This is a genomic window from Candidatus Moraniibacteriota bacterium (assembly GCA_035390125.1).
Lineage (GTDB): Bacteria > Patescibacteriota > Minisyncoccia > Moranbacterales > GWC2-37-73 > DAOOTD01.
The window spans coordinates 15,661-36,075 of sequence record DAOOTD010000004.1 but is presented as its reverse complement, the minus strand read 5'-3'; the positions used below and the strand labels follow the sequence as shown (position 1 = coordinate 36,075).

The following is a 20,415-nucleotide window of genomic DNA, read 5'->3' as shown; positions in this document are numbered from 1 at the left end:
AATACTAAATAACTCAAACTAACATCTTTTTAAGATCCCGCTTGCTTGATAAATATATACACCCTCCTAATTGAATTATTTTGCTTTTGCAGTGCCAAAAATCAATATATTTATCTATCCGAATTTTAACACAAAAGATACAAATCCCCAAGCCCTGGCAGGGAGTTATCCACAGGTTCAAAAAAACAGGCATTTTTACTGCCTGTTTTTGGATAAATTTTGCAACTTTAGACGTGTCTTATTGGCCTTTTATTCCCCTTTTTCTTCCTTTTGACTTCAAAATTATGTTTGAATATTTTTCTGATGAGCCACAAGAGAAAAAGCGTTCCCAAAATGATGACCGTCGTCTTCCAGGGAATCACCCAGAAATTAGCATCTTTGGAGAGAATAATTTTTCCGTCTTCCGAAACCAGATTGATCTTGGCAGTGTAATATCCATATCCCCACCACGGCGCAAATTTCCATTTCTCTTCATATCTCCTGATCGTTTTCGGATATTGGAATTGGTCTTTTAAGACTATCGGATCTTTTTTAAAAATTCCCAAGTTGTATATGTCGATTTGTCCAGACATTTTGAAATGCATGTTGCCGGAACTATAGACATCCGCAATCAGTCCGGCTGGATTGTCCCAAAATATTTTCTGGGTAGCCCTGAAATCTTTGAGCTCCGCATCTTGTCTTATTGGTTCTTTGCCCTGCACTGCAAAAGAAAGTAAAGCTCCAACTCTGCTTTTCACCACGACTGCATTCTCTTCAGATCCTGGTTCTTCATGTTCCACAAAAATTACACCGAAGTACCCTCCAGTCGGAAGTCCTTCCGGCACATCGATTTTAAAATGGATTTCTTTGGCTTCATCGGGAGCCATTTGGAAATTCTCTTCGTCAAATTTTATCCATTTGATAATATCATAAGCCAGCTTCGGATGGGCGTTGTCCGGCACAAAAAATTTCGCGTCTGAAGTGTAGTCTTCCACATAAAAATCTTCCACATACACTTTGACTTTATATTCATCCTTTGCAAAATTTTTGAGCTTGAGCGTTCCTTCAGTTTCGGCGCCCGGCCCGAGCTTATAGTCAAAGCGGGTCGGTGAAACTTGGATGCTTTTAGCATTTTCATAGGCCTCGGCAGAAAAACAAAAAAAGAAACTGGCGATGATGATGAACAGATATTTCAGCATTTTGAAATTGGATATTTTTTTCATGTTTGTTTTTTATGTTAAATTTTTTATTGATTATTTTTTCACAGTCGAATTTATTTTAACATTAAAAAAATTTTTTGTCATCATAGCCCAGCCTCATCCGATAAAATTTCGAATAAAAAAACAAGCCGGAATAATTCCGGCTTGTTCGATTAGTGTCTCTCTATAAATTACGGCTTTGTTGTAGCTGTGTATGTTACCTGGCCAGCATAAGCACCAGACTCCTGAGTTGATGGAACATCAAGTTTGTAGCAGATGTCAGTCGTAGTTGCAGTAGCTGAATATGAGTCATGATCCATAATGATAGCAGAAGTTCCGGGAAAACCGGCATAATTATTAGCAGCACCGGTAGTACACGTGCTGGCTGAACCCCACTTAGCATCCTTGGTTGCTGTTGAAGCATAAACACTAAAACCTAGTCCTGTTCCAGTCCATGCTGTAGGAGTACCAATTGTGCCTGCATAGGCAGCAATAGTGTTAGACTCATTGTCTGTCAAAGGAGTATCCTGTCTTACTAAAAGATCATAACCAAGGTCAGCATTGGTTGTAACTGTACAAGAACTACTTCCTACTACTGGAGTACCAGGAACTACTGTTCCTAAGTCTACAGAAGTAACGCTGCAGGCTAGATCTATGTTTTCACCAACATATGCAGTCAAATCAACTTCGCAAGTGTCGCTTACAGCAGCGCTAGCTGGTGCAACAACAATCACAAAAGCAAATGCTGCGATTGTTAAAAATAGAAATTTCTTCATATTTTTTGTTTTTATTTTTTTATTAAATTATTAGTTAAAACTTTCTTGGCAAGACAATATTTTGAGTTCTAATATCGACCCCTTAAGAACTTTCAAACATTTTGTTGTCAAGAATGGTTGCAATCTAAAATTTCCCATTCTTTTTCCTGTTCCGCTCTGTAAAAATGCGGATACAAGCCAAAAAAATAAAATCTCTTAGATTGTCTAATACTGTCAATATTCTTCTTTAACCTAATTATAGCATATTATAGACAACTCTGCAAGACTTCTGTGGATAATTTTGTCAAAAATTACTTTTTTTACAATCTGGTGGTAGCAGTATAGGTGACGGTGTTGGTATAATCTCCAGATTTTTGTGTTGAAGCTACATTCAAATTATATCCTATGACTGTGTCATCTGCCGCAGTTTTGTATCCTGTTTTTTCATGGATGACTGTGTCGGCCAAAGGAAAACCAGCATAGGCAAAGTTCGGACTTGATCCCCATTTTGATTCCACATTGGTTCCCGATGTTATGGTAAATCCGAATCCGGTTCCGCTCCACGCAATCGGTGAAGCAATCGTACCTGAATAATCAGGAATGGTTGTGACAGCGTCAGTGTGAAGCAGTGCATGATTCTCACTGGCCAGAAGATCATATCCTCCATATGAATTCGTGGTGACAGAAAGCGTCGATTGCCCCTGCACCGGAGTGCCGGGAGTGACATTGCCCAGATCCACTGTGTTGGAATCGGCCAGAATTGATATGGTAGGCGGTTCATCCAGCATATATTCGAAACCGAGTTTGGCTTTGTAGTTGTCACTGCTTCCGATGCTGACGATCGGTTCGCCGGCCGTGTCGAATAATTTGTAGCTGTCGGAAATTCCCAATCCCCCGCCGGCACCGATGACATCCGCGTTTATTTTATAATTATCACTGCTCATGCCCAAAGCTTCCGCCTTCTGAATTTGAAAAAGGAAGAGAGACAGGAACAATAAAAGAAAAATTATTTTTTTATCTGGCATTTTTTAAAGACAAAATATTCGGATTTTAAAATTATCCCAGTTGCGCTTTATATTATATCACATTTTCCGTTTGCTCCAAACAAGAAAAACAAAAAAGCCATCCAGAGCGGATAGCTTTTTAAATTTAAAATCAGAAACATTATCCAATTATCGGCAGTCCGCCCAAATCTTCTTTCTCTATCTTTTTGTAAAAAGGATTTTTTTTGAGAACCGGCTTTCCTCCATGCTCAATCACATAGTAAGCAAAGCCTCTGGCTTTTTTCACCAATTCATAATCGGCATGTCCGGGAAAACTGGCAGGATCCCTGTCTTCAAAATCAACCGGGCTGTCGTCAGCCGTCACAAAATATGTCTTTCCTGTGTTGACTACCAAATGGCCTTCTTCCGGAGACATGAACACTTTATCGCCGGCCTTCACCGGGATTGCTTTGAACTCCTCAACTTCGTCGGCAATCATCTGACCATTCGAATCTTTTTTCAATTTTTGCACCAGAGCCACGCCCTCGCCGAAAATAATCCAATAAGTTTCGCTCAAATTTCCCACGTGATAATGACCGTATGTCTTGATGTATTCTCCAGAAATTGTTCCCGGCTCCCAAACGGTTATGTTTCTCTGGTCGCTTCCCCCGCGGATCATATAGTAGTGGACGGCTGGGCCTTTGCCGGCCGGATCCATCAGGACATCCTGCATTTTTTCATGCGTCCGCGCAGCATAGTGTTTGGGAACATTTTTAAAATCAATATCCATATTTTTATTTTTTTATTGTTTAAATTATTTCAGGACTCTTTTGGTTTTGACATACCATTTGCTCACGTCCGTGAATCTTTGCTGGGAGTTGTTGATGTTTTTGACTTCCATGCCTTTCAGCTTCGTGTTGGTAGGATAGATATAATAGCGGGCATAGAGGAATGTGGCGGGAACTTCTTTGGAAAATATCTCCTGCAATTTTTCATAAGATTCCTTGCGTTTTGATTCGTCGAATTCCTGCCTGATGCTTTCCAAAAGTCCGTCTGCATCCTTGTCGTCAAGGCTGGACAAATTCAGCCCGGGATCATTTTTAAAGCTTGAGTGCCAGAATGAATATAAATCGGGGTTGAAACTTATTCCCTGTCCGAAAAGAAGACTGTCATATTCCCTGCTGCGGATATAGTTCTGCTGCAAGTCTGAAACTGACATGACTTTCACATTGACTCTGGCTCCCAGTTTTTCCCATTGCACCTTGAGCATGTCGGCTGTCTGAACAAATTCCGGCCAGTCGGTTGTGACCAGTTCGAATTCCAGTTTCGTTCCGTTTTTCTTGCGGACATTTTCATCCTTGTCCAAAGACCATCCATTATCATCCAGAATTTTCTGGGCCTTGTCTGTGTCTGTTTTTATATCATCATCGTCATAGCCTTCCATCTGCGGAAGAAAAGGAGAGTTGAGAGCTACTCCTTCTCCGAAAAGAATTTCTTTGATGATCTGTTCCCTGTCCACTCCCAGATTCAGAGCCTTGCGCACATTGTCATCCGCCAGCACCACGCTTTTTGTCTGGTTGAAAAAAACTGCAAAATATCTGGGAATTGCCAGCCGATTGATTTTGGTGCTTTTGCTGTTTTTGATGTCTTTGATGTTCTGCGGAGGAATGCTGGCCATGCTCATCACTTCTTTTTTGTTGTACCCATCCATCAATGCAGAATCATCCGGATAAAAATTGAAATTTATTCTTGAGATATAAGGAGCTCCGTCGTAAAAATTTTTGAAGGCCACAAGCTTGAAAGTCAGAATGGTTCCATCAGCATCTTTCTGCATATCGGAAAACATATAAGGCCCGGAACCTATCGGATGCAAATTGTATTCAGCCAAAGAAAATTTCTCCGGAGCTATGTCCTGCCAGATATGTTTCGGCAAAATTCCGAAGGTGAGATTTTCCAAAAATCCGCTGTATTGGTTTTTCAATATGAAGACAATGGTGTAGTCATCATCCACTCTGGCTTCCACTCCTTGCAAGCTCTGGCGCAACGGACTTTTGTATGCGGGATCTTGCAGTATATTGAAGGTGAAAAAAACATCCTGGGCATTGAGCGGCTCCCCGTCATGCCAGGTCACATTTTTTTTCAGATTAATTTTATATTCCTTTTTGTCATCCGAAATAGAATAGTCTTCGGCCAAGTCCTTGGCGATTTTGCTGTCATTGTCATATTTGAAAAGTCCGGAAAAAATGAGCTGGGCTAAAGTGCTGTCTGCTTCGCTGGTCTGCGATATGGCAGGGTTTACATATAATGGCTGGCCGACGATGCCTTCATTATATTCTCCTCCGGATTTGGGAATTTCTTTTGTTAAGTTTTTATAAAAAGCACCGATCCAGAAAATGAGCGACACTGCAATGGCTATCAGCAGCAATGTCACAATAATTTTTTCTTTAAAGTCAAGCTTCTTGCTGATTGCCCACAGATTTTCCGGTCTTAAATATTTTATTTTTTCCTTAAGATTGATACTAATATGGATGTGTTAGAAAAGTTAATTTATATAAATAAGACTTACGAATAAGTCTTTTGAAAAATAAGGGATTCCAATTAATTGTTGCTTATCCAGATTATGGCCAAAGCCAGGATTATGAATATAACTCCCAGAGATGAAGATGCATAGAAAAGAAACTTTTCCATTCCCCGCTTGGTATAATATCCTCCAAAATCTCCTCCAAATGCAGTGCTGAGTCCGCTGCCCCTGTTCTGGAGCAAAATAGAAATTGAAAGCAGAATAGAAACAACGATCTGAGCAATGGTTATAAATTTCATGTGTTTTTTGGTTATTTAAAACTTCTTATAATTTAGCAAGTCTCTGCCCATAAGTCAAGAATAAATGGAACTTTTTGGCTTATTTAAGGCTTTATTACCTAACTGCCCAGCTGGCTGATCTTTTGCTTGAATTGTTCGAAAACTTTGGGGCCATGGGGTTCGGGCAGGAAAATCAGGGCATTGTCATCGGCATAAACCATACTTCCTGGCTGATGAGTTTTCGGATTCTGCATGATGCGTTTCTTCTCTATTTTTGCCAGCCATCTTTCAATCCAAGCCGGAGACAGGATGAATTCTCCAGCAGTCCTTATGGCTTTCAGGAAACTGGGATCTCCGAGGGTTTTGAGGGGCGGAACTTCACAAAGCGAATAGGAGGGCTTCATGCTTTTTATCCACTTATTTTTTATCTGGAACCTTTGATACGTTTCCCAACCGTAAAGCGGAAAAAGAAACATATATTCGCTGGCTGAAAAAAGATCTTTGGTGGTGATTTCCAGTGATTCATCGGTCACAAAAAAATTCAGGCAAACGCGGTCAGCGATTTTTTTTCCGTGCCGCCTTTTTCCGATGGCCTGCAAAAAAATCGTCGCCAATGTCCGGCCTGTCCATATTTTTCCTTTTTTGAAAACCACGAAGACATCCAGGTCGCTTTTGGCATTGGCATTTTTCATGGACAAGGCTCCGGTCATCCCGATCATTTTTATAAATGGAATAAGCCTCATCCATTTTGCAATCCTCAGAAGCTTTTTTATTTTTCCGACAGAAATCTTATTATTTTCAATCCGCTTTTTCACCAGATAGTTTCTGCCTTTCAGGAAATAAAATCCGTTTTTACTCTCCACATATTTCCTGAGATTTTCGCTTTCAAGCTGTTTGATCACTTCAGCCAAAGTCGTCTCGTCTGAATTTTCGCTTACGTTATAGTTGTCTGTCCTGATAAGATTTTTCCAAATTTCAAAAGGAGTCAGGGGATAATCCAAACAATCATAATATGCAATAGTTGCCAGAATATTTTTTTCCAATTTCCCGGACATATTATTTTAAAATTATAGGTTGAGTATTTTCTGGATTTTTTTGCTGTTTTTGTGCGGACCGACAATGGCACAGTTCAATTTTTTATTCTGGAAAACATCCTTGGCCACTCTCAGAATGTCTTCAGCTGTGACCGCATTTATCTTGGCAAAAACATCTTTGAGATTGAGAACTTTTTCCCTGTCTGTTTCCTGGCTGACATAGAACATCGCAACTTCGTCAGAGGCTTCAAAACCCATCACTCCTCTGCCCTTTAGAAAATCCTTGGCTTTTTTGAGTTCCCTCTGGCTGACTTTTTCAGTCGCAATTTTTTTGTATTCTTTCAATATTACATTTATAGCCTGTTCCAGCTTGTCATGCTCGACGCCCGCCTGCGTGGCAATGTAGCCGCAATCTTGATATGCATCCACGCCGGAATGGACAGAATATGCCAGCCCCCGGCGTTCGCGAACTTCGATGAAAAGACGGCTACTCATGTTTCCGCCCAAGATTGTTGCCAGAAGTGCCAGAGCATAGCGATCTTTGTGATCTCTATGATAAGCCCGGTTTCCGATTACAAAATGAGTCTGGTCGGTTTTTTTGAACTTTATCCTGACTTCGGGCTTGTTTTGTTTTTCAGAAACTTTGCTGATTTTTGTCGTTTTTCCTTTGGAAAATTTTCCAAAATATTTTTTCGCATCTGCAATAATTTTTTTCTCATCGAATTTTCCAGCCACGCAGATCACGGTGTTGCTGGCGTTGTAATTTTCCCGGATGTATTTGATGAAATCTTTTCTTTTGAATCTGGAAACAGTTTTTTTGTAACCGATTATTTCCCTGCCCAGCGAACTGTTCTTGTACAGAAGTTTTTCAAATTCATCGCCGACAGTTTTGCCCGGCAGATCAAGATACATGTTAATTTCCTGAGTTATCGTACCGCGTTCCCTGTTGATTTCTGCCTGCTCTATTTTTGAATTCAGAAACATGTCTGAAATAATATCAAAAGCCTGGCAGATATGGTTTGAATCAACTTTGGCATAATATAATGTCTTGTCTTTGGAAGTAGAAGCATTGAATTCCCCGCCGAAAGAATCCAGCTCTTCTGAGATTATTTGGGTCGTCGGTCGTTTTTTTGTGCCTTTGAAAAACATGTGCTCAACGAAATGCGAAAGGCCGGCCTGATTTTCTTTTTCCAGACGCGATCCGACGTCAACCATGACCACCACAGTTGCAGTCTGCGTGCCTTTCATCGGCACAGTCATAATTCGGAGTCCGTTTTTTAATGTTGTTTTTTTGTAATTCATATAATTTTTATTTTTTCTTTTTATTTCTGTTTACTCTTATAAGACCGCTACATGGTACGATTTCTATTCCCCTTTTTTCAAGTTCATCCAAAAATAAATTCATTCCCAAAGAATCTGATGAGATGTGCCCTGCTATCACAACATTGATGTGATATTTTTCCGCTTCCTTGCGATATTCTTCACTCATATGCATGCCGATAACAGTTCCTACCCCGACTTGAGACAACTTTTCATAAATGTCCTTGCTTCCAGAGGTTCCTCCAGTGATTTCTGTAAGCGCTATCTTCCCGGTTCTGTTTTCTTCTGAACCGGAAAATATTACCGGGCCAAAACCTTTCTTGGCCGCTTCTTTGTATTCCGGTATTTCTAAAAGTGATTTTATAATACCTCCCACATATTCCGGTTTGTCTTTCTTTATCTTATTTTCAACAAATTTTGCTACTAAATTGTCAGCTGGAGTATGAACATTTATAAGGTTGATGTTTAATAATTTTGCCGCATTAATTTCTTTATAATGATTTTCTGGGTTTATACCGCGGCTTACTTCGCTGATTCTTTTTTTCATCAGACTTTCAGCCACATTTATCGGTACGCCATATTGTTCCAGAATATCAGCCTGATAATGCATAACGTCATCCAGTCCGGCTAATCCCAGTCCTATTGGATGATGAGCAATAATATTTTCAATGTCCAATTCTTCAGCCAACATTATTTCCGCTGTATCAATATCGATGCCAGCCATTATTTTTTTTATATTTTTCTTTCCATTATCGAAATGTATTCTGGAATCAGAATACGGATTGGTTAATTTTTCCATATCAAAAATTTCCTTTTTATCTTTAGGAAGTTTTTCATAATTTTCCTTCTGTCTTTTCAGTTGTTTTTTTATTTGCTTTTCGGAACGAAAATCATTTTCAATTCCCATCTTAATTGCCAATTTGTAAATTTCTTGGATGTTCATTATTTTATTATTATTTAATTATTTATTTTATAATTTTCCTCAGCAAGGACAGCGGTTCGATCTCCTCTTTATCGATTTTAATAATATAAAGATTGCTGTGTCCTCCGTGAGCTGAAACAACTTCTTCTCTTTTTTCATTATAAACCCCCAATATTTTTATGGGAATATTTTTTTCCGGCATGATAATTTCAATCTTATCGTCCTTGCGGATGGCATTATGGATTTTTACCGTCAATTCTTTCCCCTGACTCGCAACAACTTCCCCGACAAATTGGAATTCATTGTTGGAATGACTTCCTTCAAACTCATGCTCTGGCTCGTTTCCGAATAAAAATCCTTTAGTGTAACCTCTATTAGCAGTTTTTTCTAATTCTTTTTCTGCCCAACGCTGAATTTTCTTGATTTCACCAGCAGATTTTTTCGATTCAATTGCATTAATCATCTGGCGATAAGCGCGCGTGACACTGGCGACATAATATGCGCTCTTGTTGCGCCCTTCTATTTTGAACGCTGACACTCCGGCACTGCGAAGTTCCTTGAGGTGTGCAATCAAATTCAGATCTTTGCTGTTGAAAAAATAGGTGCCATGAGAATCTTCCTCTAATGCTATTTCTCTCCCGCTCTGCACTTCTGCAATTTCCATACTTTTCATTTCTGATTTTCTGTTTTTTATTTTTTTATACGCCCAACGGCATGGCTGAGTGCAACCACCTTCATTCGCGCTTTGCCCTGACATCCATTTGCTCAAAATGCACCTGCCTGAATAGCTCATGCACATGGCGCCGTGCACAAAATATTCAAGCTCCAGTTTAGGCACTTTATGATGAATTTTTTTTATATCTTTAAGCGTCACTTCGCGGGCTAAAATTATTCTTTTTACTCCCGCTTCATGCCAGAATTTTGCCGCCTGCCAATTCGTGGTGTTGGCTTGCGTGCTCAAATGGATATCAGTTTTTGGCAAATATTTCTTGGCTAAATTTATGACTCCCGGATCAGAAATGATCACGGCATCAGGAGCAACTTTTTTCAGAAATTTCAGATGTTTTTCAATTTTTGGAAGATGGCAGTCGTGAGCATATATATTCACAGTCACAAATATCTTCTTCCCTTGGGAATGGGCGAATTTGGCTGCCTCCAGAAGATCTTTTTCGGTAAAATTATTAATTCTGACCCGCATGGAAATATCCGGAATGCCCGCATATACAGCATCAGCTCCATATTTAATGGCGTATTTGAATTTTTCCAGACTCCCCGCCGGCGCCAATAATTCTATTTTATTTTTAGCTTTTTTTGCATTTTTCATGGTTATTTGTACATGTTTCACTTTATCTTTTTTATTTTGTTTAGTCAATTAAAAATTCCTTTTTTATTTGCTTTACTGCGCCATATATTGATAAACTATAGTTAAGTAATATGGCAGACATAGCATTCAACAAACGAGCGGGCTTTGACTATGAACTTCAGAAAAAATTTGAGGCCGGTTTGATGCTGACTGGAGCAGAAGTAAAATCTGTCAAAAACGGACACATCAGTTTAAAAGGGAGTTTCGTGACTATGCACGATGGTGAACTATATCTAACCAACGCCAATATATCTCCCTATCCTTTTGCCAAGACTGCCGAAACATATAATCCGACAAGATCACGCAAGCTTTTGGTCCGTAAATCTGAAATATCCTCTCTTATCGGAAAATTGCAGACAAAAGGCTTGACATTGGTCCCTCTTCGTGTGTATACTAAGAAGCGACTTATCAAATTAGAATTTGCTTTAGCGCAAGGAAAAAAGAAGTTTGACAAACGAGAAAACATCGCCAAAAGAGAGTCCAAACGCAGAATGGAAAGGTTTATAAAAAACAATTAAACATTCGCGCATTGTGTGTTCGCAGAAGAGGAGCCTGCCCCGCACTTCTTGCGGAGCAAATAGTGCGGGGTTGTTTAGTTTCGACAGGTTGTACTTTTCAAAATATGCAAGCTGATCACCCATGGTCATATCATTAAACTGCCGTGGAAGATATAAGTGCAAACTTCATATCAAAGGCGAAGGCTACATTTGCGCAAGCATTTGCAAGTTTTTCACCTGCTTTAGCTTAAGTTAAAGCCATCGAACTGCTGATTTCTCATAAGCAGACCTCGGTGTCAAATTTGAGAATAGTTCTGTGCGGTTTTTCAGACGCATAGGACGAAAAATTTCTGAAAACGGCTTATGCAGGTTTTGTTTATTTCTTACTGCATACAGTTGAATCCGCCTTAGGCGGAGGAAATAAAACAAGCTTGTAGAATATTTTGGATTGTCAATTTTGGACATGGGTGCAATTCCCATCAACTCCACATTTTCTGTAATATTAAATTAAAGTTTTGCCTTTTCGCTTAACAAAAAAAGCGAATCAAGGCGAACCAGTAAAAAGATTAGAAAAAGATTCAGGTTCAAACCAAAACAACAGACCGGACCCATACAATTGCGCACGAATGAGGGTATCCGTGTTCCGCGCGTGTTTGTTATTAGCGAAGACGGTAAACAACTGGGCGAAATGAATACTTTTGAAGCTCTCGCTCTCGCTAAAGAAAGTTTTTTGGATTTGGTCGAAGTTTCACCTAAAGCTGTACCGCCAGTGTGTCGCATTATGGATTACGGAAAACATATCTATCAGCAATCCAAACAAATGAGACTTGCAAAGGCGAAGCAGAAGAAGGTTGAAACCAAAGGAGTGCGCCTCGGAGTCAGGACAGATATCCATGACCTTGATTTCAAAAGAACACAGTCTGAAAAATTTTTAAACCATGGAGACAAGGTGAAGATTGAAATAGTGCTGCGCGGAAGAGAAAAAGCTCACCAGGATTTAGCCAGACAAAATTTGCAGAATTTCATATCATCCATAACTGTTCCCTACAAGATAGAGGATCCGATTAAAAGGTTTCCCGGAGGATTCAATGTTATAATCGCACCAGCGACAGAGCAATAAAAACATTTTTAATTTTTATAAAGCAAAGAAATGCCTAAGATAAAAACCAAGAAATCTGTTGTCAAAAAAGTGAAGATCACTAAAAATAAAAAAGTTCTTCGCAGATCAACAGGACAAAATCATTATAATTCAAAAGAAACAGGAGCAGAGGGCAGAGCCAAGAAAAAAGACAAGCGCATGTTCAGAACAGACGAAAAGAATGTCGTGGCTGCATTGCCGTATGCAATTGGAAAGTAAATAATATAAGAATTTAATAACAGATAATCGGTACGGGAAGCTCGTTTTTATAGCTAACCGCAACCCCACAAATAAAATGGCAAGAGTAAAACGCGGCGTTGCTGCATCAAAAAGGAGAAAAAATGTATTAAAAATGGCTAAAGGTTTCCGTTGGCGCCGAAGCAAAAATTATGTTGCTGCCAAGGAAGCTTTGCTCAAAGCCGGAAAATATGCGCACAGAGATCGTCGCGCTAAAAAACGCACCAACAGATCCCTGTGGATTCTCAGACTTAACAATGCTGTACGGCAATTTGAATTCTCTTACAGCAAATTCATTGCTGTCCTGAAATCCAAGAAAATTGAAATCGATCGCAAGGTGCTTTCTCAGATGGCAGTTGAAAATCCCCAAGTTTTCGCAAAGTTCGTGGAGAAAATAAAATAAAGAACTTCTTATAAATGAAATAAATAAAAATCCGCCAGAGGCGGATTTTTATTTTTCGATTATTTGTTGTATTTCTCCCATATTTCTTTGACCATCCGGCCAAAGGCCCTGAATGGAAGCCAGATCCAAAGTGTTTTTAATAATATTATTTCAAGAATTTCATTAACGGTCATATGAATTTTTATTCTTATTGTTAACTATTAACATCATATATCACATCTTTCTTTTCTACAACTATCCTCCAGCCTTTATTTTCTGCAATTGCTCTCAGGTTCTCATTGGGATTAAAAGCAATAGGATTTTCCACAAGATCGAGCAAGCTGGCATCTGATTCTGTGTCACCAATCCCATAAGAGTCTTTCAGTGTCATCCCGTGTTCATATATGTATTGCTTTACTAAATGTCCTTTATGGTTTACTGGCTCATACTCGACTACACCCGTACATTTATCATTTTTATCATATCTATAAACAGTACCAAAAACTTCATCGAACTTTAAGTGTTTATCATTGAATTCCCTGACAACTTCAATCGGTGATCCGGAAATTGCAATTAAGTGATAATTTTCCTGCCTTAGCTTGCGTATAAGTTTTTCTGCAAAAATATAAGTGCGGTCCTGATGGAATGAAACAACCAGTTTGCTGGCATGTTCAATATCTTTCAGGCTGCATCCGGGAATATATTTTTCATAAAGATCAACCAAACCTTTGCGATACTGTTCATAAGTTCCCTTATGTTCCAGCCAATTTACATAAAGATCAACAATTTGATTTCTGACCTTCCTGGGAAATATATGCATCCAGGAAAGTTCATTAATAAGCTCAAACTGAAGATTTTTTCTGAAAATTGTACCATCGATATCAAAAACGGCTATTTTTTTCTGTTTAGGCATATTTCATTTCAAATTATTCTGATTAATAATTGATTTGGCCATTTCCCAAAGAGATGAATTATTTTGTGTTTCTTTCATCCAATACCACCACTCGACTCCCCAGATATAAATCTCATTGATGCCCGTTTTTTTAGCAAACCCAATGTTATCTCTCAAGATTTCCGCGTTCATTGATTCTAGTTGCCTTTCGATTGGCGCATGCACCGTCCAACCTTCAACCCACGGTTCTCCCTGAAGTTCAATGACAACAATATTATCTTGATCTGCGAATATTTTAATCAATAATTGTTTTGCCTTGAAAAAATTCGGACCTATCGGATAGCGCCAATGGCCATATTTTTTGGTATATACTTCCCGATACATTGTCGTTCCAAAAATATCCGCCCTCTTGGCTGCTTCAATCCACAAACTGAGTTCCCCACTGTCTGTTATAACAACAGTTCTGGACGAATCAAGGCTTTTAACTTTAGCAATTTCTGCATCAAGAAGATCGGGGTCAGCAGAAGGACAAACTCCAAAATCCAAAAAGGGCTCATTTTCAATCTGCCAACTGGCAATTTCCGGATGGTTATTTTTATATCTATTTACAACAGTTTCTTCAAAGGTTAAGAGTTTTTCTTTTCTCTTGGCATCATCAGAACCGACCCATTCGGGAATAAAACATTCCGGCCAGCGTGGAACTTTTTGTCCAATGACTAAAATTATTTTTGCATCCCGTTTTTGAGCCTCAGATAACTGCCAGTCAATATCAGAAAAATCATATTCACCAGAATTTTTTTCCACCAAATCCCAATAAACAGGAATACGGATGTACTTTATTTTCAAATCATCCAACATTGCCAGATAGGCCTGACGCCAATCAAGCCCGATATCCTGGGCATAGCGCGCAGAAAATGTTACACCGATTTTTGCATTGTCATCAACTGGTTTGACTGGAAGATTTATATAAATGAAAAACAACAAAGCTAGCGCCAAGATAAGGCTTAAAAAATATCCCGTAAATTTAGCAATCTTTTTAAAAATTTTCATACTTTTGTTTTTGTTTTGCATAAATATTTAAAAGACTAATAAACAAAAAACATTCCGACTGCGATAATAGCAATAGCTGCAACTTTCTGCGCCCAGTCCCAGAATAAAAGTTTTTCCTGGAAAACATTTGCTCTCGTTCTTGAAAGAATTGTTACAATAGCTAGTACAAAAACATACTGCAAAGAAACTAAGGCATTAATCAGTGTCACACTTCCCAATTGAATCGCATAATTCAACATCAGCGTGCTTATTCCTCCGATAAGCTTATTGCCGATAAATATTCCTCCGGTTTTCGCCGCATTTTTTTTATTTTTTTTAGCAGACAAAAAACTGTTAAAAATATTTTTTTTCCAGGATGGGACAAGCAACAGTCCGATTGCGCCAATCAGACCTCCTACCCGCGTCCATATATACCATGTAATGAAAGGTTCACCGCTATCAGCAATGTATTTAAATATTAAATATGCGACTGCTATAACAAATCCAGCTGCACAGGCATGGTAGAACCCTGAAAAAAATTTTCTTTTACCCAATTTTAATGGCAGATCAAAAGAAATCAGAAGTCCTCCGAAAACAAGCAATGCTACTCCGAGGATTTGCAGTGTAGTCAGATTTTCTACGCCATAGATTGAAGCCAGGATAAAAGAGACAATAGGAATAACTGCTCCGAATACGGGCATTACCCGGCTTGCCTCTGCCCGTTCAATCGCAAAATACAAAAAGGTTATTCCCACCGTAAAAAGCAATCCGCTTATGAGGCAAAGTGTCATTATATCTCCGTTTGGAAAAGTTAACCCGAAAGGAGCCAAAATAAATGCACCCAATCCAAAAATACCGATATAAAAAGAATATACCGGCGCAGAAGATATTTTTTTGGACCCTAAAAGAAATTTATCTCCAACATTCGATAAAGCCCCGAAAAAATATGCGCCTGTAACAATTAAAATCCAAAGCATAATACAAAAAATTATTATAGCTTCATTATACATCGAACAAAATAAATAACAAAAGCGGACTAAAGTCCGCTTTTTTTGAAAAAGTCTTTTAAAAAAATTAACTTACAATCTTATCAAAATACAAGGCTACGGTTGAAATCCAGCTTGGAGCACCCGGATCTCCTTTGCAACTTGTTCCGCATTTCCATGTGTTAACCATGCTTTCGGGAGTATTATGATTTCTATTGACCAAAACTTCAATGCGATTGCCAACAATTTCTACTGCCTCTTCTGGGCTTTCAAAACAGGCATAACCTCCAACGCTTCCGTTTCCGGCTGATCCTTTATAGCCCCAGTAATTATAGCAATCTTGTCCGTTCCTTGAAGGCGAATGTTCCCCAAAACCGCTTTCTTTTTTGGCAATTCCAACCAGAAAAGCTGCTACTTTTTCATTCCGTTTGGAAATAAAAGGAGCCATTTCTTTTATTGGATATCCATCAACAACTTCATAAATCTTATTCAGCAAGCCCATATGGTCTGAAGAATTTCTTTTTTCTCTTTCTTTTTTGGATAATTTATTATTATTCAAGATTTCTTTGAATAGTTCGGTTTTTTCTCCAAACATAGGAGACTCTATTTTATTTTCAAAAACATTATTATCTATCGCATATGCATGGGCATATGCTCCGGAATGGTCATTTCCTATCCGGAATACCAGACCAAAAAGAATAAATATTATAGAAAAAATAATAATTTTATTCTTTTTCGTTACAGACTTAATTTTTTTTGTTAATTTTCTGTTTTCTAACAATTTTCCCCCCCTTGCTAACAAGGAGTCACTCATATGGTATTTTTACAAATTAATAGTCTCCGTTTCCGGAGACACGAGTCTCATATTATCAAAAATTAATAAATGGGTCAAACGACTTATACACACTAGGCAATGGATTATTTAACTTTTTTGCTTTAATAAAGCCATTTATAAAATTTAAGTATAAAAAAATACCTTTGAATAAGGATTTTTTATATAATATAACTTTACCTATTTTAAAGCTGAAAAGCTTATTCTTTATTGAGCTTGTTGAAATACATAGTTACATCACTTATCCACTTGTCAGCTGCTGCTTGCCCGCCCGTTGCTTCGCAGTTAGAGCCGCATTTCCAGATAACCATTTTTGCTGGAGTATTTTTGCCATATTCATCAATCAATGTTTCCAGTCTTTTGGAAACTGTATCAACTGCATCTTCGGGACTATTGAAACATGTATGTCCTCCAGTGCCCATAAGTTTGCGTATACCACGATAGCCCCAGTAATTATAGCAATCTTGCCCGTTTAGCACAGGCACATGCACTCCCCAGCTACTTTCTTTCCTGGCAATACCCACTAAAAAAGCTGCTACCACCCTGTCTTTCTTGGCAATATAAGGAACCATTTTTTCTATTGGATATCCCTCGACCATTTTTCTGATTTCTTTTTCCAACTCTTTGCGGCCATTGGTTTTTTCAAGTTCCAGAACTCTTTGCGTAAATTCTTCTGCTTCATCTTTACTGTCTTCGTCTCCCAGTACCCTGGCTGATTGCGAAATTTGCTGTTCATTATTTACATTTTCTTGAATCTGCTCAGCGGAAACTCCCTGACCCAAATATTTATAAACAAAAGTCATTATAAACATTCCGAATAAAATAGACCCTATTATTGACAGATTCCAAAGCCTGACTAAGGAAAAGTAGCCTACTAAGCTTTGACGAGTCTGGGAGATAGACTTATTAACAATTTCCCGCTTTTCTTCCAACAGTTCTACGAGCCTGCTTGCTTTTTTTGGTTTGTAATATGAAAATTCACGAACGATACGCGAACTAAGACTATCCCATTTTTTCAAATCCCTATCAAGCTTTATGCCCTGCCTGATTAAAGCCTGCTCTTTGGGAGTTATGTACAGCTTTGAGTCTTCAGTAAAGAATTGCCTCGTCTTTCTCCCACGCGAAAAAAGTACAGGAATATTTTCTTCCCGCCTTAAAAAAGCAATTTTAGAATGTTTTTTTATGCTTTTTATGTCTATGCTTTTTTTGTTTCTGAAATCAATACCCATGAAAAAAGGATTTCAATCAGTTTAACCCCCTTACTTTCTTATTTGAGTATAACATATTTTAACGTTTTCTGGAAACAAATATAACTGCTCCTGCAATTATCATAATAAGAGACATAAGTTGCCCTAAGGTAAAATACCCTAAAATAAGGCCAATTTGAGGATCGGGTTCCCTGAATATTTCGGAAAAAATACGGAAAAAACCATAACCCAAAAGATATATGGAAAAAATCTTTCCCGGAAAAAAATTCTTATTCCTTATACTCCAGAGAATTGCAAAAAGGACAATCCCCTCGAAAAAGGCCTCCAGAATTTGAGATGGATAGCGCAACAACAACGGGCTGTTTGTGAAATACATGCCTAATGAAGAATCAGTAACCCGTCCATAAAGCTCTCCATTCAGAAAGTTTCCAATCCTGCCAAAAAAATATCCCACAGGAACAGCAGGAGCAACAAAATCAGCCCATTTCCAAAAATTTATTTTCTTGATGCGCAAAAACACATAACTTCCCAGCAATATTCCAAGCAAGGCACCGTGATAACTCATTCCATATATTCCGGTAAAATTTCCATTTTCAAAAGGAGAAATAATCGCAAGCGGATTGGAAATATAATATGAAAAATTATAAAACAAAACATATCCAATCCTTCCTCCGATAATAGAAGAAAAAAAAGCCACAAACAAAAAATCAGAAATAAGTCCTGAAAATTGGGATTTGTAAATTGTAATTTCTTCTGTTTTTAAATTTGAACTTTCTTGAACAAATTCTCCTTTTCTGCTTCTGTAGATTAAAACTAAATAAGTTGCAAGAAAGCCAGCGATATATGACAAAGCGTACCATCTTATAGAAAAAGAACCGACCGTAAAAATGATCGGATCTATATATTGTGGAATATGCTGGTAAAAATACAACATTTCTAAATCTTTTTAATATTTTTAGTCATTTCAAGCATTATATTTTTTCAGCTGACTCTTAAATTCAACCGCATAAATATCCCAAAGAGTAAGGGCGAGAGCAACAATAATAGGACCTATTATAAAACCAAGAAATCCGAATATGTTTATGCCTCCAAGCATGGCGAAAAAAACTAACAGCGGATTCATTTGAGAATCTTTTCCTACCAATTTCGGCCTTAGCAAATTATCAATAACTGAAACAACACTCACGCCGACAACTAAAATAACGACTCCCTGCCATATGTTCCCAAGAAAAAGCATTATTATCCCGGCAGGAAGCCAGATTAAGCTGGTACCAAACATCGGAATTAAAGAAAAAAACATCATTACAATGCCCCATATTACAGCCGACGGTATTCCTACTGCCGCAAACAATAATCCTCCTGCTATGCCTTGAACTATCCCAGTTATCAAAGATCCCTTGAGCGTTGCGCTACTCATGGAAATAAATTTATCAATAAGCATTTTCTCGTGAGTATCACGCAAGGGACTTATATACATAGCCTTTCGCACCAATTCCTTACCGTCGATAAGGAAATAATACAGGGTAAAAAACATAACTATGCCCATAAGGATAAAGTTCGCAATACTTTCATAAGTTTTTTGCAAAATAGAGAAAGCTCCCTGGCTCAAATCTGATATAGATTTTCCTATCGTTTCCTTATTGATAAGATTATCAGCTCCCAATGATTTAAGGATTGGGTTAGAATTTACACCCTGAACCAAACTATCTATATAGTTTTGATTATATAAATTATGATAAAGAACAGAGACTTCTTTTACCACCAAGCTTATAACTCCGAAAAATAAAGCTCCGAAAATAATTATCCCCAAGAAAGATATAATGAATGCGCTTATTCTTTGGCGATTCCCGGTTATACGCAGAAAAAAATTAAAAGGCTTTTGAAAAACTACGGCTAATATAGCCGCCAATGCTATTGCTATGAAAAACGGCTTAAAAATAAAAACCGCCAAAATACTTATACATACTAAGGTAAAAAGAAAAAAATACACGTTAAAATTTTTTGATTCCATATATTTTTTATAAAAACAGATGCTTTTATGTTCCTAACCTTGCACATTAACCTTATAACATTGTATCATATAAAAGCATTTTATCAAGTATTTAATTAATAATACATCATACAAAAATGATTGCCCTAGAAGATGCATATTTAAAATCACATCTAAATTCTCACCGCCATCGTGTAATGATAAGTGCAGATGATTTTGGCATAAGCAGATATGCAAATAGCAATACTCTCTATTTAATAATGCTTGGAAAAATAGACAGAGTTGGCTTAATGACATACGGAAAAATTTATGAAGAAGAAATAAAAGAGCTGGCCAGAAGCCGAGTTAAGCTAGATATTCATCTAGATGTTCTGCATAAATTTAACGAGGAACACAGAAAAAGAACCGGGGTAGTTTTTCGCGTAATAGAGTTTATGGCAAAAAGAATCACCGGAAAATTATCAAATGAAGAAGTAGAAGCTGATTGGACCAAACAGATAGAAAAATTCAGGAAAATGTTCGGCAAAAATCCAGACGGCATAAGTTCTCACGAACATGTACACTTTTATCCTCCCTTTTTTAAGATTGCACTTAAACTGCAGGCTAAATATTCTATTCCCTATATTCGTTTTGGAGAGAGTACTTTAGCTGAGCAAAACAAGCCCGCTGCACGCATTTTACATTGGTTAAAAATAGTTAATAGAAAAAATTTTCGAGAAAACGGATATGTTTCATCCGAATCATTCACTAACCTGGATTGGATAAAGGATATAGAAGGATTTATTAATAACTTACCTAAAGGCATTACTGAAATTGCATGCCATCCTGAAGTTATTGATGATTTTGAAAAAATAAAGAAATATTTCTGAA

At 37.9% G+C, this 20,415-nt stretch carries 22 protein-coding genes and 1 other RNA gene; 6 read left to right on the top strand and 17 right to left on the bottom strand.

From position 1 onward, the window contains the following. Nucleotides 1-227: 227 nt before the first annotated feature. The 10 genes from PLR68_04110 to PLR68_04065 form a co-directional block, all read right to left on the bottom strand. The gene (locus PLR68_04110; protein HOW60903.1) at nucleotides 228-1,202 is read right to left on the bottom strand and encodes a hypothetical protein; all 975 of its coding nucleotides are present in this window, start codon (nucleotides 1,200-1,202) and stop codon (nucleotides 228-230) included. A gap of 167 nt (nucleotides 1,203-1,369) precedes the next feature. Beyond that, nucleotides 1,370-1,954, bottom strand: a complete 585-nt coding sequence (locus PLR68_04105; GenBank protein ID HOW60902.1) for a hypothetical protein — start codon at nucleotides 1,952-1,954, stop codon at nucleotides 1,370-1,372. 299 nt (nucleotides 1,955-2,253) lie between these two features. Next, entirely contained in the window at nucleotides 2,254-2,958 is a 705-nt protein-coding gene (locus tag PLR68_04100) for a hypothetical protein (GenBank protein ID HOW60901.1), read from the bottom strand. Between the two features lie 139 nt (nucleotides 2,959-3,097). Further along, a complete protein-coding gene (locus PLR68_04095) occupies nucleotides 3,098-3,706 on the bottom strand; it encodes a glucose-6-phosphate isomerase family protein (GenBank protein ID HOW60900.1) in 609 nt (202 codons plus the stop codon). A gap of 24 nt (nucleotides 3,707-3,730) precedes the next feature. Then, nucleotides 3,731-5,347, bottom strand: coding sequence for a peptide ABC transporter substrate-binding protein (locus PLR68_04090; protein HOW60899.1), 1,617 nt, complete (start codon nucleotides 5,345-5,347; stop codon nucleotides 3,731-3,733). Between the two features lie 167 nt (nucleotides 5,348-5,514). After that, a complete protein-coding gene (gene secG / locus PLR68_04085) occupies nucleotides 5,515-5,736 on the bottom strand; it encodes a preprotein translocase subunit SecG (GenBank protein HOW60898.1) in 222 nt (73 codons plus the stop codon). Between the two features lie 98 nt (nucleotides 5,737-5,834). Continuing rightward, on the bottom strand, nucleotides 5,835-6,770 hold the full coding sequence (locus tag PLR68_04080) for a hypothetical protein (GenBank protein HOW60897.1): 936 nt from the start codon (nucleotides 6,768-6,770) through the stop codon (nucleotides 5,835-5,837). A 12-nt stretch (nucleotides 6,771-6,782) separates the two neighbouring features. Further along, nucleotides 6,783-8,051 carry a pitrilysin family protein gene (locus PLR68_04075; protein ID HOW60896.1) on the bottom strand — a complete coding sequence of 423 codons (1,269 nt, stop codon included), beginning with the start codon at nucleotides 8,049-8,051 and terminating at the stop codon, nucleotides 6,783-6,785. A gap of 7 nt (nucleotides 8,052-8,058) precedes the next feature. Beyond that, nucleotides 8,059-9,012: an NGG1p interacting factor NIF3 gene (locus PLR68_04070; GenBank protein ID HOW60895.1), complete on the bottom strand. Its 954-nt coding sequence runs from the start codon at nucleotides 9,010-9,012 to the stop codon at nucleotides 8,059-8,061. 22 nt (nucleotides 9,013-9,034) lie between these two features. Then, a complete protein-coding gene (locus tag PLR68_04065; GenBank protein ID HOW60894.1) occupies nucleotides 9,035-10,315 on the bottom strand; it encodes a U32 family peptidase in 1,281 nt (426 codons plus the stop codon). 110 nt (nucleotides 10,316-10,425) lie between these two features. Here PLR68_04065 and smpB point away from each other — a divergent pair, with 110 nt between their 5' ends. The 5 genes from smpB (at nucleotide 10,426) to rplT (ending at nucleotide 12,629) form a co-directional block, all read left to right on the top strand. Then, the gene (smpB, locus tag PLR68_04060) at nucleotides 10,426-10,872 is read left to right on the top strand and encodes an SsrA-binding protein SmpB (GenBank protein ID HOW60893.1); all 447 of its coding nucleotides are present in this window, start codon (nucleotides 10,426-10,428) and stop codon (nucleotides 10,870-10,872) included. 66 nt (nucleotides 10,873-10,938) lie between these two features. Further along, nucleotides 10,939-11,342: a transfer-messenger RNA gene (ssrA, locus tag PLR68_04055) on the top strand. A 125-nt stretch (nucleotides 11,343-11,467) separates the two neighbouring features. Then, nucleotides 11,468-11,971 (top strand): translation initiation factor IF-3, encoded by a 504-nt coding sequence (gene infC, locus PLR68_04050; GenBank protein HOW60892.1) that lies wholly within the window; start codon nucleotides 11,468-11,470, stop codon nucleotides 11,969-11,971. 30 nt (nucleotides 11,972-12,001) lie between these two features. Further along, nucleotides 12,002-12,208, top strand: a complete 207-nt coding sequence (locus tag PLR68_04045) for a 50S ribosomal protein L35 (protein ID HOW60891.1) — start codon at nucleotides 12,002-12,004, stop codon at nucleotides 12,206-12,208. A 76-nt stretch (nucleotides 12,209-12,284) separates the two neighbouring features. Beyond that, the gene (gene rplT, locus PLR68_04040; protein ID HOW60890.1) at nucleotides 12,285-12,629 is read left to right on the top strand and encodes a 50S ribosomal protein L20; all 345 of its coding nucleotides are present in this window, start codon (nucleotides 12,285-12,287) and stop codon (nucleotides 12,627-12,629) included. Nucleotides 12,630-12,822: 193 nt separating this feature from the next. Here rplT and PLR68_04035 read toward each other — a convergent pair whose 3' ends face one another. The 7 genes from PLR68_04035 to PLR68_04005 form a co-directional block, all read right to left on the bottom strand. Beyond that, nucleotides 12,823-13,521: an HAD family phosphatase gene (locus PLR68_04035; protein ID HOW60889.1), complete on the bottom strand. Its 699-nt coding sequence runs from the start codon at nucleotides 13,519-13,521 to the stop codon at nucleotides 12,823-12,825. A 3-nt stretch (nucleotides 13,522-13,524) separates the two neighbouring features. After that, nucleotides 13,525-14,550, bottom strand: a complete 1,026-nt coding sequence (locus PLR68_04030) for a cellulase family glycosylhydrolase (protein HOW60888.1) — start codon at nucleotides 14,548-14,550, stop codon at nucleotides 13,525-13,527. Nucleotides 14,551-14,585: 35 nt separating this feature from the next. Further along, nucleotides 14,586-15,506 carry an EamA family transporter gene (locus tag PLR68_04025; GenBank protein ID HOW60887.1) on the bottom strand — a complete coding sequence of 307 codons (921 nt, stop codon included), beginning with the start codon at nucleotides 15,504-15,506 and terminating at the stop codon, nucleotides 14,586-14,588. 97 nt (nucleotides 15,507-15,603) lie between these two features. Then, nucleotides 15,604-16,329, bottom strand: coding sequence for a hypothetical protein (locus tag PLR68_04020; GenBank protein ID HOW60886.1), 726 nt, complete (start codon nucleotides 16,327-16,329; stop codon nucleotides 15,604-15,606). Nucleotides 16,330-16,547: 218 nt separating this feature from the next. Then, nucleotides 16,548-17,576: a hypothetical protein gene (locus PLR68_04015; protein HOW60885.1), complete on the bottom strand. Its 1,029-nt coding sequence runs from the start codon at nucleotides 17,574-17,576 to the stop codon at nucleotides 16,548-16,550. A gap of 58 nt (nucleotides 17,577-17,634) precedes the next feature. After that, nucleotides 17,635-18,489, bottom strand: a complete 855-nt coding sequence (gene lgt / locus PLR68_04010) for a prolipoprotein diacylglyceryl transferase (GenBank protein ID HOW60884.1) — start codon at nucleotides 18,487-18,489, stop codon at nucleotides 17,635-17,637. A 30-nt stretch (nucleotides 18,490-18,519) separates the two neighbouring features. Beyond that, the gene (locus PLR68_04005; GenBank protein HOW60883.1) at nucleotides 18,520-19,566 is read right to left on the bottom strand and encodes an AI-2E family transporter; all 1,047 of its coding nucleotides are present in this window, start codon (nucleotides 19,564-19,566) and stop codon (nucleotides 18,520-18,522) included. A 116-nt stretch (nucleotides 19,567-19,682) separates the two neighbouring features. On the opposite strand from PLR68_04005, the gene PLR68_04000 reads away from it, so the two are divergent. Continuing rightward, entirely contained in the window at nucleotides 19,683-20,414 is a 732-nt protein-coding gene (locus tag PLR68_04000) for a ChbG/HpnK family deacetylase (GenBank protein HOW60882.1), read from the top strand. The last annotated feature ends 1 nt before the right edge of the window (nucleotide 20,415 follow it).